At 47.5% G+C, this 13,180-nt stretch carries 12 protein-coding genes; 3 read left to right on the top strand and 9 right to left on the bottom strand.

Annotated features, from left to right (window positions below; genetic code table 11):
- Window positions 1-40 precede the first annotated feature (40 nt).
- The 6 genes from ggt to EXU85_RS07130 all read right to left on the bottom strand — a co-directional run bounded on the left by ggt (window position 41) and on the right by EXU85_RS07130 (window position 6,662).
- Window positions 41-1,789 (bottom strand): gamma-glutamyltransferase, encoded by a 1,749-nt coding sequence (ggt, locus tag EXU85_RS07105; RefSeq protein ID WP_142771412.1) that lies wholly within the window; start codon window positions 1,787-1,789, stop codon window positions 41-43.
- Between the two features lie 43 nt (window positions 1,790-1,832).
- A complete protein-coding gene (locus tag EXU85_RS36125) occupies window positions 1,833-2,111 on the bottom strand; it encodes a DUF6169 family protein (protein ID WP_371732042.1) in 279 nt (92 codons plus the stop codon).
- Between the two features lie 419 nt (window positions 2,112-2,530).
- Complete coding sequence (locus tag EXU85_RS07115) at window positions 2,531-3,259, bottom strand: LytTR family DNA-binding domain-containing protein (RefSeq protein WP_142771414.1); 729 nt, start codon at window positions 3,257-3,259, stop codon at window positions 2,531-2,533.
- 16 nt (window positions 3,260-3,275) lie between these two features.
- Window positions 3,276-4,397, bottom strand: coding sequence for a sensor histidine kinase (locus EXU85_RS07120; protein WP_142771415.1), 1,122 nt, complete (start codon window positions 4,395-4,397; stop codon window positions 3,276-3,278).
- 129 nt (window positions 4,398-4,526) lie between these two features.
- Window positions 4,527-5,843, bottom strand: coding sequence for a gluconate:H+ symporter (locus EXU85_RS07125; protein ID WP_142771416.1), 1,317 nt, complete (start codon window positions 5,841-5,843; stop codon window positions 4,527-4,529).
- Between the two features lie 66 nt (window positions 5,844-5,909).
- Window positions 5,910-6,662 (bottom strand): hypothetical protein, encoded by a 753-nt coding sequence (locus tag EXU85_RS07130; RefSeq protein ID WP_142771417.1) that lies wholly within the window; start codon window positions 6,660-6,662, stop codon window positions 5,910-5,912.
- Window positions 6,663-6,889: 227 nt separating this feature from the next.
- Here EXU85_RS07130 and EXU85_RS07135 point away from each other — a divergent pair, with 227 nt between their 5' ends.
- On the top strand, window positions 6,890-7,261 hold the full coding sequence (locus EXU85_RS07135; protein ID WP_142771418.1) for a hypothetical protein: 372 nt from the start codon (window positions 6,890-6,892) through the stop codon (window positions 7,259-7,261).
- A 17-nt stretch (window positions 7,262-7,278) separates the two neighbouring features.
- On the opposite strand, the gene EXU85_RS07140 is transcribed toward EXU85_RS07135, so the two are convergent.
- From EXU85_RS07140 to EXU85_RS07150, 3 genes are read right to left on the bottom strand one after another with little or no spacing between them, the layout of a single operon-like run.
- Entirely contained in the window at window positions 7,279-7,665 is a 387-nt protein-coding gene (locus tag EXU85_RS07140) for a type II toxin-antitoxin system VapC family toxin (RefSeq protein WP_142771419.1), read from the bottom strand.
- Window positions 7,662-7,868 (bottom strand): DUF2281 domain-containing protein, encoded by a 207-nt coding sequence (locus EXU85_RS07145; RefSeq protein WP_210422451.1) that lies wholly within the window; start codon window positions 7,866-7,868, stop codon window positions 7,662-7,664. The genes EXU85_RS07140 and EXU85_RS07145 overlap by 4 nt, the downstream gene beginning before the upstream one ends.
- A 58-nt stretch (window positions 7,869-7,926) precedes the next feature.
- The gene (locus EXU85_RS07150; protein ID WP_142771421.1) at window positions 7,927-9,075 is read right to left on the bottom strand and encodes a glycoside hydrolase family 5 protein; all 1,149 of its coding nucleotides are present in this window, start codon (window positions 9,073-9,075) and stop codon (window positions 7,927-7,929) included.
- 684 nt (window positions 9,076-9,759) lie between these two features.
- On the opposite strand from EXU85_RS07150, the gene EXU85_RS07155 reads away from it, so the two are divergent.
- On the top strand, window positions 9,760-11,967 hold the full coding sequence (locus tag EXU85_RS07155; protein ID WP_142771422.1) for an ice-binding family protein: 2,208 nt from the start codon (window positions 9,760-9,762) through the stop codon (window positions 11,965-11,967).
- A gap of 221 nt (window positions 11,968-12,188) precedes the next feature.
- Window positions 12,189-13,049, top strand: a complete 861-nt coding sequence (locus tag EXU85_RS07160) for a sugar phosphate isomerase/epimerase (RefSeq protein WP_142771423.1) — start codon at window positions 12,189-12,191, stop codon at window positions 13,047-13,049.
- Window positions 13,050-13,180 lie beyond the last annotated feature (131 nt).

Consider the following 13,180-nt stretch of genomic DNA (forward strand, 5'->3'; position numbering starts at 1 on the left):
GTGACAAATCAGATTTACACCAAGTATACAGACTTAGCGCCTAATAACCAGCAGCTTGCCCATCTTTCCGCATCTCCGTTGCTCCCCAGTAAACCCGGTTAACGGCATCCCACTGGATAGCCTGATACCCTCCGAAGAAATCGGTAGGAGCCAGGTGATGCCCCCGTGCTTCCAGAGCGGCCCGAACCTCGGTCGAAATTCCACTTTCCAGTGCCAAACGCCCTCCATCCGTCATCTGTGTTCCGGTTGGTTCGCTACTCCCAGAATGGCTGAATCGGGCGGCATCACCCGCTTCCTGCACGTTCATGCCAAAGTCAATGATGTTGCACAACACCTGCAAATGACCCTGCGGCTGCATGGCTCCACCCATAACCCCAAAGCTCAAAAATGGCTCGCCATTTTTGGTGACGAAACCAGGAATGATGGTATTGAACGGTCGTTTGCCAGGTGCGTACACATTGGCGTGATTAAGTTGCATACTGAAACTGGTTCCCCGATTATGGAAAACGAAACCCAGTCCATCGGGAACCATGCCACTGCCAAATTCCAGCATATTACTTTGAATGAGCGAGACCATATTGCCCTGATCATCGGCCACGGTCAGGTAAACGGTATCGCCGGTACGTAGGGCTGGCTCACCCGCGTCCAGGCGTTCAGATGCTTTCTTTAGGTCAATTAGCTGTCGGCGTTTAGTGGCATATTCCTTGGTGAGCAACCAGTCGATAGAGGCTTTGGAAAAGTCGGGGTCAGCGTAATGGCGGGCGCGGTCTTCAAATGCTAGTTTCTTCGCTTCCACTAACAGGTGCAGGTAATCGGCGCTGTTGTGGCCCATGCTCTTCAGATCGAAGCCTTCCACAATATTCAGCATTTGCAACACCGAAATTCCCTGACCATTGGGCGGCAATTCATGAACGTCGTACCCCCGATAGTTGACCGAGATCGGTGTTATCCAGGAACTTTGGTGAGCTGCCAGGTCGGCTTTGCGCAGGTATAAGCCCGCTTTGCGTGCATAGCGGTCGATGGCATCCGCAATGTCTCCTTTATAGAAAACATCACGCCCGCCTTTCGCTAGTTTCTCATACGTCGCAGCCAGATCGGGGTTACGGAATACCTGCCCCTGTTCGGGTGCTTTTCCATCGATCAGGAATGTTTTTCGGAAGTTACCAAACTCGTTTATGATGGTTTCGTTTGCGGCCAGCCGCCTGGCGGCTACTTGCCAGGAATAGGCAATCACCTGCGGAACCGGGACTCCTTCGCGCGCATACTGAATGCCCGGCGCCAACAGGTTACGCATCGGTAGTTTCCCAAACCGCTGGTGTAACTGGAACCAGCCATCTACCGCACCAGGTACCGAAACCGATAGAGGGCCGTACAGCGGAAGAAGCGGTTGATTGCCCAAGACCTTTTTCAGCGCATCATAAGTGAGTCCTTTAGGAGAGCGTCCGCTGGCGTTGAGTCCGTATAGTTTTCGATCTTTTGCCGACCAGACAATGGCAAACAAATCACCTCCGATGCCTCCGTTATTGGGTTCAATAACGCCGAGGGCCGCATTAGCCGCTATAGCTGCATCAACGGCAGTACCGCCCTGTTTCAGAATGTCCAGTGCAATTTGGGTAGCCAGTGGATGACTGGTCGCTACCATTCCATGCCTGGCCAGAATGGGGCTGCGCGTGGCAAAATTAGGCCCTGTAATCCGATCCCCCTTATCGGTTGACTGGCCTTGGCCGGACAGGTGGGACGTGACTAAGCAGAGGAGGATAAAACAATAGCAGATAGGTAGCCGATTCATGATGCAAAAAGCAAGTAGACACTATGAAGTAGTACGATCGAACTCATTTATGTTCCTCCCCCAGTTCGAAAAATGCTTCTGCTACCTGATTGCGATACGGGTGTTGATCGTGAAGGATCATAGAAATAAATGTAAAGCGCTCTCCATCTGGAATAATCTTGTTCAATTTAGCCAGATGCACACGGCTATATGAGTAAAACCACGCATCGAATTTTCGAGCACGGACCGATTGCCTTTTGTCGAATGTATCGCATACATAGACGATAACTTGTTCACGTGTTCGAAAAAAATCGAAGAAGATAGCTGCGATAGTGGGCGAAATGAGCTGATCTGCTGGTAACCGACCGACCGTATCGGCTGAGCAACTGAAATGCTCATCTCAAATGCCTGAATCTGCAATTCGGCATGCGCAGCAAAAAGGTAATTAGAAGGGGCAAACTTTACCTGATAGGCGATGTCGTTTTCCGTTAAAAAGAAGTACGCGCTTTGTTCACCGCCTGCGTATATAAACTCGTAACTAGGTGTTAATTCGTCGGTGGGCATTGCGCTTCTTTAGTTCTTCAAAAATTGCCCGAATACTTGGGTCTGAACGATAGGTTTCCTGGAAATTTTTCTGTTCCTGTTCTTTCACGTCTACCAGTTTACGAACAATGTCGAGGCCCCGCAGTGGGTGTTATTTAGGTTCCATGAGTTGCTGGTTTTTGCCATGAATATAAACAAATCACCTGTAGAAAGGAAATCTTACTTTATCCAGAGCTTGTCCTTAACAACCTGATTAATGACCTGTTCCCGGTAGTTTCGGCTTATGGGAATGCGCTGCGTTCGGATGAAAATCTCGTTGCCTTCAATTCCTTCAATCTTGTTTATAGCAACAATGTAGGATTTATGCACCCGGATAAACGACTTGCTGGCTAAGTTCTGTTCCAGGTTTTTCAGGTACAGCATCGTTACGTATTTCCCTTTTAGTGTGTAAATGGTCACGTAATTCTGCAAGCCCTCTATGTACAGAATATCATCAATAAGGACTTTCTCATACTTACTGCCGCATTTGATAAAGAAATAATCATCATCCTGCTCGGTCTGGGTAAGATCAGGAGCGATGGAGTTCGTAAGGAGCCGGTGATAATCCCGGGCTTTACTGGCCGACTTCATAAACCGGTCAAAGGTGATGGGCTTCAACAGGTAATCCAGTACATTTAGTTGAAAGCTTTCGAGAGCAAAGTTGGGGAAGGCCGTTGTGATCACGACCATAGGTGGACTTTGGGTTATTTTTAAAAAGTCGATGCCGTTCATTTTTGGCATCTGAATATCCAGAAAGATCAGGTCCACGGATTGCCGGTCCAATACCTGAATGAGTTCAAGTGGATGTTCGCAGGTTCCGACAAGCTGTAAGAAGTCTACCTCCCGTACGTAGTTTGCCAGCCCTTCACGGGCTAACGGTTCATCGTCGATAATGACACAGTTAATCATAACGATTGGGGATTAGTCAGGCTATCTGTAGGGTTGACGATTGTACGAGTTCGGTTAACGTTAGCCGGAGTTTTACCTCAAACTGATCTGGGTCCTGGTGTATAGCCAGCTCATGTTGCCCCGGATACAGTAAATCTAATCGTCTCTGAACATTTGTTAAGCCAATTCCACCGTATTTGACCACCTCATTAGCCGCATCGGGTGAGGCACTATTTGCAATGACAAAATCCAGTTGCTGTCCATCCAATTCAAGCTTGATCGTGATCCAGTTAGGTTTGGTACTATGCCGGGAAACATGCTTAAAGGCATTCTCTACGAAGGTCATCAGGATAAATGGCGCAATTCCCAAGTGATCTGTGAACGTTGGGGTATGATTGAAGGTGATGACCACGTTGCTGCTCTGCCGGAGCTTTTCCAGTTCGAAAAAGTTCTCTACATAAGCAATCTCCTTACCCAGCGGAATCTGCTGATCGTTGCACTCATAGAGCTGATACCGGAGCAATTCAGAGAATTTAGCCAGCGATGCCGACGCCATATCGGGGTTTTTATGAATCAGGAAAAAGATGGAATTGATGGTATTGAACAGAAAATGTGGATTGAACTGATTTCTCAGAAATTTCAATTCCGTCTCTAGTTTTTCCTTTTCCAGCAGTTGCTGCCGCTGGCTGGCTTGAATCCAATTCTTGGTTAACTTAATACTCATGGCCAGGGTTGTGCTGGCAACGGTCGAGGGTAAGGCATTACTCAAAAAGGAATTGAAGCAGGCCGATTGGCCGAACAGATCGGCTATGCTTCTGCCACTTGCATAGGCACTGAAGTAATACCCGCCAACAATGCATAACGTTGTACAGAGTATTGTAAGGAGCAGATAGCTGATGTAAAGCGTAAATCGGTTCTGTTCCAGATACTTCGGAATCAGAAAATACAAATTGAAGTAGACCGCTATAGCCTGAAAAATGACATAAAAGCCATACTTAAGCGCGTAGGGTAATACGACAATCGTGTAGAAGACTTTTACCGGATTGCCTAGCGTAACAATCCACCAGAGGTAATGGTAAACAAACCAGAACGGAAGATGGTAGATTTTGTATCTAAAGAACCAGCTCTGGTTCAGTTTACTATAGAACGAAACGTTCATGCTCTGCCTGCTTACGTACACCCATGTACTCGTCTCGAAGTTACATCAATCTACGGGATTATACCGATTTCATAGGTGAATTGTCATAGCTAATTGACCAGAGGCAGTCTCGAATAGACGACGGGTAAGTTAGGAGAGTATCCAGCTCAGCACCATTACCCCAGCCAGTCCCGATACAGAAACCAGCGTTTCCATCACGGACCAGGTTTTGAGTGTATCAGCCATAGAGAGTTGGAAATACTCGCGAAACAGCCAGAAGCCGGTGTCGTTAACGTGCGAGAACATCATACTTCCGGCCCCAATGCTCAGCACCATTAAATTGGGTTCCACACCTGTACTGGCCAATAAAGGGGCTACGAACCCAGCTGTGGTAATACCTGATACGGTCGATGAACCCACGCATACGCGTATGAGCGCAGCCATACCCCAGGCTAGTATATAGGGGTGAACGGACGAATCGTGCATCATGTCGGCAATGGATTGGTTGACCCCACCATCCGTCAGCACTTGTTTCAGGGCACCGGCTCCGCCAAAAATCAGGAAAAGCATTGCCACATCTTTCACAGCCTCGCCCAAGAGTGCCGTAACCTCCGGCATCGACTTTCCTCGGTTAATACCCAGCGTGACCATGGCTACTAATACCGCAAAAAACATACTGACAACGGGCTCGCCTACGAACAGAAGAACTTGCTGGCTAACTGAATTGGCAGGTAAGTAGGGACTAATCAAGGTACTCAGGCCAATCAACAGAATGGGAAGTAGTACCGTCAGAAAACTTACGCTGGCTGAGGGCATTTGCTCTTCTAGCAAATCGGGGGCTATGAAGGCTGGGTTAGGTAAGGTTGTATAGCGTTTTAGCGTAGAGCCAAACAACGCGCCGGAAATCAGGATGGCCGGAATAGACACAATGATGCCGTAGAAAAGAGTCAGACCCATATTGGCGTTGAACTGTTTCAGAATGGCCAGCGGGGCGGGGTGGGGTGGCAAATAACCCTGCGTAACCGATAGCGAGGCCAGCATGGGCAATCCGATGTACAGGGCGGGCAGCTTATACCGATAGGCCACCGTAATGACCAACGGAGCCAGCAGCATAAATCCCACCGAATAAAACAGCGGTAGTCCGACAATGAAACCCGTTACCAGAAAAGCCCATCGGGCGTGCCGGGTGCCTACTAAGTCCATCATGTTGACCGCAATGCGCTGAGCTGCTCCACTGTGCGCAACCAGCTTACCCAGCATGGCACCTAACGCAATAATGGCAGTGATGGAGCCCAGGGTACTGCCGATGCCTTTCTGGATGGCGTCGACAATGGCTAATGGTTTCAGACCAAGCGCCAATCCAACGCCCATCGAAACCGCCAGAAAGGCCAGAAAGGTATGTAGTCGAACAACAGAAATGAGGGCAATCAGAACCAGAATGCCGAGTAGGGTAATGGTTAAGGGCATGACCAAACAAACGTATCTATTCGGCAAACGGGAATGTGGGGTTTATCTACTTACCTGATCAGGGCGTCAATACAATTTGACCTTGTAGCGGTAGCGACCCCGGAAATACTCCCTCATTTTTACAACCTCCCGATTCTTGTCTGAAATCCAGAAGGTAGCAAACACATCCGGCTGACCGTAGTTGATTTTCAGAAGCCAGCAATTGATGGAAGCGTTACCGCCAACCACCACATCTTCTTTGCCAGTTACGGTGAGCCGGTAATAATTGGCCGCTGGGCTACCGGGTTCGTAAAACGCAATGGCAAATTCTTGCCCCACTTTTTTGAATGGCAACAGTGGAAGGATTTCCAGATCCATCGGAAACTCAAACGCGGGCGGATTCATGACCACACTGAATGCACTGTCTTTAGCCGTTCGTCGACTAGCGGTTGGGATTGTGACGGTAGTGCCGGTAAAGACAAAATTTCGCTGCCCTCGCTTCGTGTAGGTAGCCTCATGGGTCAGTGGGGCCAGCGACGGGAGCAGACCTGTGGCCGTAACGTGGGCCAGCAAGGAGTCCTTCTGATACCACTGCCAATCAAATTGATAGATTTTCTGACCGGTGGGTGATGAGGACAAGTGAATGGTTCGGTCCCATAGATCCGCCGACGAAAGGCGTTTGCCAGTGCTATCTTCAAAAAAGACGGCATATGTACGTTTCGCTTCCCGAAAGGCAGCTACGTTCAATTTTAGATTGGCCGTGTTGATCGTATCTAGTTGAGCACTAGCCGACAGAAAGGCACATTCAAGTAAGCAAATGAGTAAAAAAAAACGTCGCATGGTGAAACGAATCATAATAGGAGATTTGTAAAATGCAGCCTTTTTTCCGTAACGTCAAACTAGAAAAAAGCAAATATTAGATTGTGAATTCTGCTAAATTCATTTTACGAGATTTTTTGCCAAAGGTCTAAAATGTACTACTATGAAATTAGTTAAAACTATTTTTTGCAATTTATTGTAACATTATTCCAAAATTGTCGTCAACAAAACCACAGATATTTATAGTTATGAGTAATTCAAACCAACTTCAGTATTTCGTATCCCAATCGTACCGGCAGGTTCAGCTATCCGTTGATAAAGGTACGGTAACGTATTCGCACGGTGATTTTTCGAAGCAATTCGGCCAGTTACTGGAAGCTTCGGGTAATGAAGCTTATACTCGTCACCTGACTATCCAGTTAGTGGAGGAAGCGGCCCAACTTAAGCAAACTACGGATTATTTACGTCAGGAAATGGCGTTTGAAACCAAGGTATCAACAATTGGAGATCGCGCTACTGCGGCAGCCCTTGACAATTCAAACCAGAGTACGGATTTATACAACCGGCGGTTAAATCGGCAAACGATTCAAAAAGAGCAGTTGGTGGGTGAGTTAGTTTGATAGAAAGATGCGTGTTATTACCAAAGCCTACGAATAGGGTAGGCATCAAAATAGCTGTCCCGACTAAGTACAGGCATATCATCAACTATGGATTGGGTAATGATTATCCGATCAAAAGGATCTTTATGATGAAAAGGCAATGACCTGACAATGACGGTATGGTCGAAGCGGATCGGTAATACTGTAATATTGTTTTCCCAAACAAGTTGATTGAGGTGCTCAAAAGGCTTGGATAATTCGAGCTTACCACCAATGCTTAATTTAATAGCGATTTCCCAGAACGAAGCAATACTCACAAAGTTGGTATTGCTTCGTTCTTCGATCAGGTTTTGACATGTTTGGCTTAATTCCTGATTGCCTTCCAGATACCAAATAAGGGTGTGCGTATCTAATAATAAGTTCACGGCATATACTCCTTAAAGTCATCCAATGGCGCGTCAAAATCATCGGCCATGAATGTAACTAATCCTTTTGCGCTACCGAAACGTGGTGTTCGTACAGGGGGATGGAGCAAACGGATGAGATCGTCATATACCTGCATAAATTGCTCGTCGGACAATTCTGCAATCTCTTTGACAACATGAATTTTGAGCTCGGCTGCCTGCATAAGAACCGTTGTTTTTGCCATGAATATACGGAAAAATAGCGATGACAAAAGTAACCTCTCAGGCCTTCAGCATCAAATTCAGCAATTTTCTATCTAGTTTGTGGCCGTACCAATCTTCGTATGCCACGTCGGTGCGGCCCGAGTCCAGGATGCCAAACGAACCAACAAATTCCCAGAGCGCAAAGCCTATTCCGTTGCTGGACAGAATATCCAATACGTCTTTAAACCAGGCCAGGAAAACAGCATGCGGGGTTTTATTCCAGCAACCGCATTCGCCACAGTGTACACCAACGCCTTTGTTCACTAATTCAATCCAGGGTTGGTAGAAGGTTTCGAGCATGGCCCGGCTCAGGTACTTATCACCTACCTGTCCTGGCCATTTGGGTTCGGGCAGGTGATCTGGATCTTTGTTTGCCCAGGGCGCTTTGTAATGCGAAATGATGCCCGGATTATAGCCCCGGCAGCTTTGGGCGATGTTCAGATCGGCGATGGCTGGTATCACCGATGAACCCGTATCGTTGCCGTCAGCGATAATCAGGTGTGTTTTGTTTTCCTTCCAGATAGCTTCCGAAGCCGCCAGGGCCACTTTTCGATACACATCACCCGGAACGGTACTGTGTTTAGAATGTTGATCGTTCATGTCGACCCGCATACTGGGCTCATTCAATAAATCGAAGCTGATCTTTTGGGATGACACGTTCTTATAGCGCTTGGCCCACATGTTCCAGTGAAAGCAGAATGCATCGAGCGCGGCCTGATCAGTCCAGAGATTGTACGGCTCATGAAAGCCTGCGTTAACGCAGTAGCCCGGTGCCCGGTGCAGGTTCAGACTAACGTGCAGGTTGTGCTTATGGGCCATCGCTACCAATGCATCGATTCGGTCAACGGCTTGCACGTCAATTTGATAGACTTCGTCGGGCGTAATGTTGCGGCTCCGGTCGAATTTCAAATAGGCCGGATAAGCCATTGGGAGCCGGACAAAGTCGAATCCCCAGTCCTGCATCCAGTTGAAGTAATCCTCCTGCGTAGCCGGGCGACTGTTGGCTGGGTCGGGCGAGAAGAAGTCCAGCATGTTAAAGCCTTTCCATTTGGGGAGCTTATTTTTCGCCAGGGTAGCTGGTTTAGCGGTGGCTAACAGGTCTGGGCCGGATGTACTCAGGGCTGCTGTGAGCAGGCCGGTGTTCTGAATAAATGTCCTTCGTTGCATGACGGAGAGAGAAGGACAATTCTTAAATCTACTCAGTCTGTTTTAAGGAGAGACTTGCACGTTCATCAAGGTTTTACTCCGTTCAGTAGGACCCTTGATCACGTGGCTCTGGCCTTTTTACTTGCAGAAATCAGGGATAGGTATTGGCTGTATTGTAAAAATAGGGGAGTTCAAGATGGCCTTATGTAACGAGTAGGTTTTATTGGCACGATTATAATTGACAGAATTAGGAACTAGTAGAGCCGTACTAGTTTGCCAAAATGAAGATTTGCCGATAATACTATAGGGTTTAGTTTAACGTATTTTTCAGACTGGCCTAAGGAGTGCTAGCCAGGAGAAGAGTAGCAAAACGCTTGGCCTGATGATGGGATAAATTACCTGCTATTGGTATTTAGTTTTAGTTAATAGTCTAGTATAGAGCTAGTTGAGGTGAAGCGTTGATGCCACTTTTTTCGTTTGAAAGCGTTGCGGTATCCTATTTTCTACCACTAATCGGCTACATTTTTTCAGAGATTCCTCTGCCAAATTCAGACTTCCCTGTTCTCACTTAAGCTACTTTTTGGGTGTTAAATGCTAATGCTTTATGGCTAGAGCTGTCTGATTAAGTTTTTGGATAACATATTGTTATGTTAAATATTCAATATCAATCAATTTAATAACTATATTTTTAACTGATAAATTAAGATGGGAAAAAAATATTTTCTTATTCTATCATTTGTTACTCTTATAGCTTCTTCGACCATAGGTTTTGGGCAGGCACCTAACTTAGGAACGGCTTCCAATTTTGCGCTTTTTACCGCCAATGGAGCCTTTACCAACGTAGGGGCTTCTGTGGTGACCGGTGATGTTGGCACCAATGTAGGGGCCTTTACCGGGTTGTCAGTGGCAACACCCATTCCAGGTCCAGGTACTGTATTGGGCAACATTCGCTTGCCGGGCAGTACAGAAGCAAACCAGGCTGCTACCGATGTAACAACGGCGTACAATTCTTTGAACTCGGCTGCCTGTACAACCATACTACTCCCCGAATTAGCAGGTCAAACGCTTACGCCGGGGGTTTCCTGTCAGAATACCGCCAACCCGACTACACTAAATGGAACACTGGTCTTAAATGGAGCAGGCGTCTATATTATAAAATTGAGCAGCGCGTTAACCACAGCCACAAATTCAAGTATCAGTCTAACGAATGGGGCTTCCTTCGATAATGTGTATTTCCAGGTCGACGGAGCCGTCGATGTAGGAATTAATTCCTTCTTCAGAGGAACTATACTGGCTAATGGAGCCATCAGCTTATTGACAGGCGCATCGCTTGAAGGCAGGGGTTTATCGGTTGGGGGGGCAATTTCCCTAAGTAACAACCTGGTAACAATTCCGGCTTTGTCGCTGAGTGTGGTGGCTGGCTCCTGCGTCCCGGCTACGAATCAATATTCCATTTCAGGCATTGTTTCATTAACAGGTGCCCTGGCCGGTACTGCCACGCTTACGGATGGTCTGGCGTCAACGACTGTTGCCGTCAACACCGGAGATACATCGGTGCCTTTTAGCCTGACAGGACTCACCTCGGGAACATCCAGTCATACCCTGACCGTGAATTATGCCAGTCAAACGGTTAGCGTGACCTATACGGCTCCCGCTTCCTGTACAGTAGCGCCAGCCAGCCTGGGTGGCGTGGTCTTTACGGATACTAATACTAACGGTGTGCAGGATGGAGGAGACACCCCTATTGCCGGGGTAGAAGTTACGCTACTGGATGGTGCCAGCTCTCCAGTTACATCTACAACGACCAGTCCATCAGGCATCTACAGTTTTACAGGACTGACTCTAGGTGTTCCCTATTCCGTCAGTTTTACTACACCAACTGGCTATTTGGCCACAGGTTCTACGGTTACTGGTCCCGTGACGCTAACAGCAGGACAGAGCTATACCAGCGCTGGTGCGGGTTTCTTTCCGGTGGTTAGTCCTACCAACCCTTCTCTTTCCGTGCAGACGTTTGTCGATATTTCGAAAGCAGAAGTCGGCGATTTACTGACCTATAGTGTAGTATTGACTAACTCGGGGTCAACGTCAGCCACGACAACGGTACGGGATTCGCTCAGTACGGGGACAACCTACGTGACGGGCTCAGCTACGGTACCCGTGGGTACATCATTTGTAAGTGGTCAACCCATCAGTTTATGGACTGTGCCGTTCATTGCAGCTGGTCAGAGCCTGACCCTGACTTTCCAGGTTCGTGTGGATTCTACAGGTATTCTCTACAACATAATTACGATTCCTGGCGATACCGTTAAAGCCTGTACATCTATACCGGTTAAACTATGTCTTGGTGATGAATATACGTTGACGGTGCCGGCAGGACGCGCCAGCTATCGCTGGTATAGAGATGGAGTACTTATTCAGGGTCAGACCAGCAATGTATTGGTAGTGACCGGGCCGGGTAGTTACAGTTTGGGGGTGGATAATGTCAGTGGGTTATGCCCGGATTTCTCCTGTTGCCCTTTCATCGTAGAAGAGGATACACTGCCCGCCTATCAGACTGTTGCTATTGGGTCCACCTGCCTGGGTAATAGCCCACAAAACAATGGGAAGCTGGTGGTCAGTAATTTCAATCCGCTGCATACTTATCAGTACTCCCTGGGTGCAACTTTTGACCCCACAGCTTCACTCTCAGGACCACCCCAGTTAATTCCTGCAACTGGAACGATTGCCACTGCACTCCCTAATCCGTCAGTAACTCAGTTTTACACGGTTCGGGTATACAACTCATCGGGTTGTTATACAGATGTGACCGTATTCCTGTTACCAACCGTATGCGGTTGCCCGGTTGAAGTTTGTGTACCGTATGTAATTACGCAGACCCAGCGTCCCAAGCGTATCGGCGATCCAATTCGGTAGTACCAATTTCCTTGACTTTAAAAACGCCATCCTCAACGCTGAGGATGGCGTTTTGGTTAGATGGATATGCACTAACGCATGTGTGAGTGAATTGTGCGGGTACAACTAAGTAAAAATAAGACCAGCCCTGTCTTATAGACCAACTCTGCGTTTCAATACTTGACGCTGAACCTCATGGCCAATTTTGCTGTAAGTGAATTAAAAAAGAAAAACCTATAACCATGAAAAAAAACCTTGTTGCGTTGAGCCTGGCAACGATTTCATTACTTGGTGTATCAGACAGTTTTGCGCAGAAAGGCAAGCTGTACACATTTCCAATCGGTGTTGAGTCGTACACCTACCGAAATAGCTTCCCCAAGAGCGTTATTGCTACGCTGGATACGATCAAAGCCTTAGGCATTACCGATATGGAGGGCGGAGCGCCTAAAGGAATGACCGAAGCGGAATTTAAAAAGCTATGCGACGAGCGAGGTATTAAAATTTCGGCAACGGGAGGGGGCTACGAACAACTGGCTAAAGATCCAATGGACGCCATTAATAAAGCAAAAGCTCTGGGAGCTTCCTTTATCATGTGCGCGTGGATTCCTCACCAAAAGGCGAATTTTAACCTGGAGAATGCAAAGAAAGCCGTTGAGGATTTTAACCGGATCGGTAAAACGATGAAAGAGAATGGGATCACATTCTGCTACCATAATCACGGCTATGAGTTCCATCCTTATGAAGATGGTACGCTTTACGATTACATTGTCAAGAATACCAATCCCGAATACGTTTCGTTCGAGATGGATATTTTGTGGACGCAACACGGTGGCGCTGACCCAGTTGCCCTGTTGAAAAAGTATGGAAGTCGCTATAAACTCCTGCACTTGAAAGACCTCAAAAAAGGCGTGAAAGGCGATTTGACTGGCGGTACTCCTCCCGAAAACGACGTAACCCTCGGCGACGGTCAGGTGAACATTCCAGAAATTATACGCCTGGCCAAAAAAGCAGGAGTGAAGCATTATTACATTGAGGATGAGAGCAACAAGGAGTACGAACAAATGCCCAAAAGCATTGCGTACCTGAAAAGCCTGAAGGAGTAAACGATCTCTTTTTGAGTGGAGTCAGCTATAAGTAGCTGACTCCGGTAGTAATAGCATTTACCCCCCAACCCCCTGAAGGGGGAGGAAATCCACTTCGGAGTACTCCCCCTTCAGGGGGTTGGGGGGTAAAA

The sequence above is a fragment of the Spirosoma sp. KCTC 42546 genome (assembly GCF_006965485.1).
In the GTDB taxonomy this organism is placed as follows: Bacteria; Bacteroidota; Bacteroidia; order Cytophagales; family Spirosomataceae; genus Spirosoma.

What these genes read in the sequence shown, in the direction of transcription:
- ggt (WP_142771412.1), bottom strand. Translation starts at nt 1,789, where the DNA reads ATGAATCGGCTACCTATCTGCTATTGTTTTATCCTCCTCTGCTTAGTC.
- EXU85_RS07115 (WP_142771414.1), bottom strand. Translation starts at nt 3,259, where the DNA reads ATGATTAACTGTGTCATTATCGACGATGAACCGTTAGCCCGTGAAGGG.
- EXU85_RS07120 (WP_142771415.1), bottom strand. Translation starts at nt 4,397, where the DNA reads ATGAACGTTTCGTTCTATAGTAAACTGAACCAGAGCTGGTTCTTTAGA.
- EXU85_RS07125 (WP_142771416.1), bottom strand. Translation starts at nt 5,843, where the DNA reads ATGCCCTTAACCATTACCCTACTCGGCATTCTGGTTCTGATTGCCCTC.
- EXU85_RS07130 (WP_142771417.1), bottom strand. Translation starts at nt 6,662, where the DNA reads ATGCGACGTTTTTTTTTACTCATTTGCTTACTTGAATGTGCCTTTCTG.
- EXU85_RS07135 (WP_142771418.1), top strand. Translation starts at nt 6,890, where the DNA reads ATGAGTAATTCAAACCAACTTCAGTATTTCGTATCCCAATCGTACCGG.
- EXU85_RS07145 (WP_210422451.1), bottom strand. Translation starts at nt 7,868, where the DNA reads ATGCAGGCAGCCGAGCTCAAAATTCATGTTGTCAAAGAGATTGCAGAA.
- EXU85_RS07150 (WP_142771421.1), bottom strand. Translation starts at nt 9,075, where the DNA reads ATGCAACGAAGGACATTTATTCAGAACACCGGCCTGCTCACAGCAGCC.
- EXU85_RS07155 (WP_142771422.1), top strand. Translation starts at nt 9,760, where the DNA reads ATGGGAAAAAAATATTTTCTTATTCTATCATTTGTTACTCTTATAGCT.
- EXU85_RS07160 (WP_142771423.1), top strand. Translation starts at nt 12,189, where the DNA reads ATGAAAAAAAACCTTGTTGCGTTGAGCCTGGCAACGATTTCATTACTT.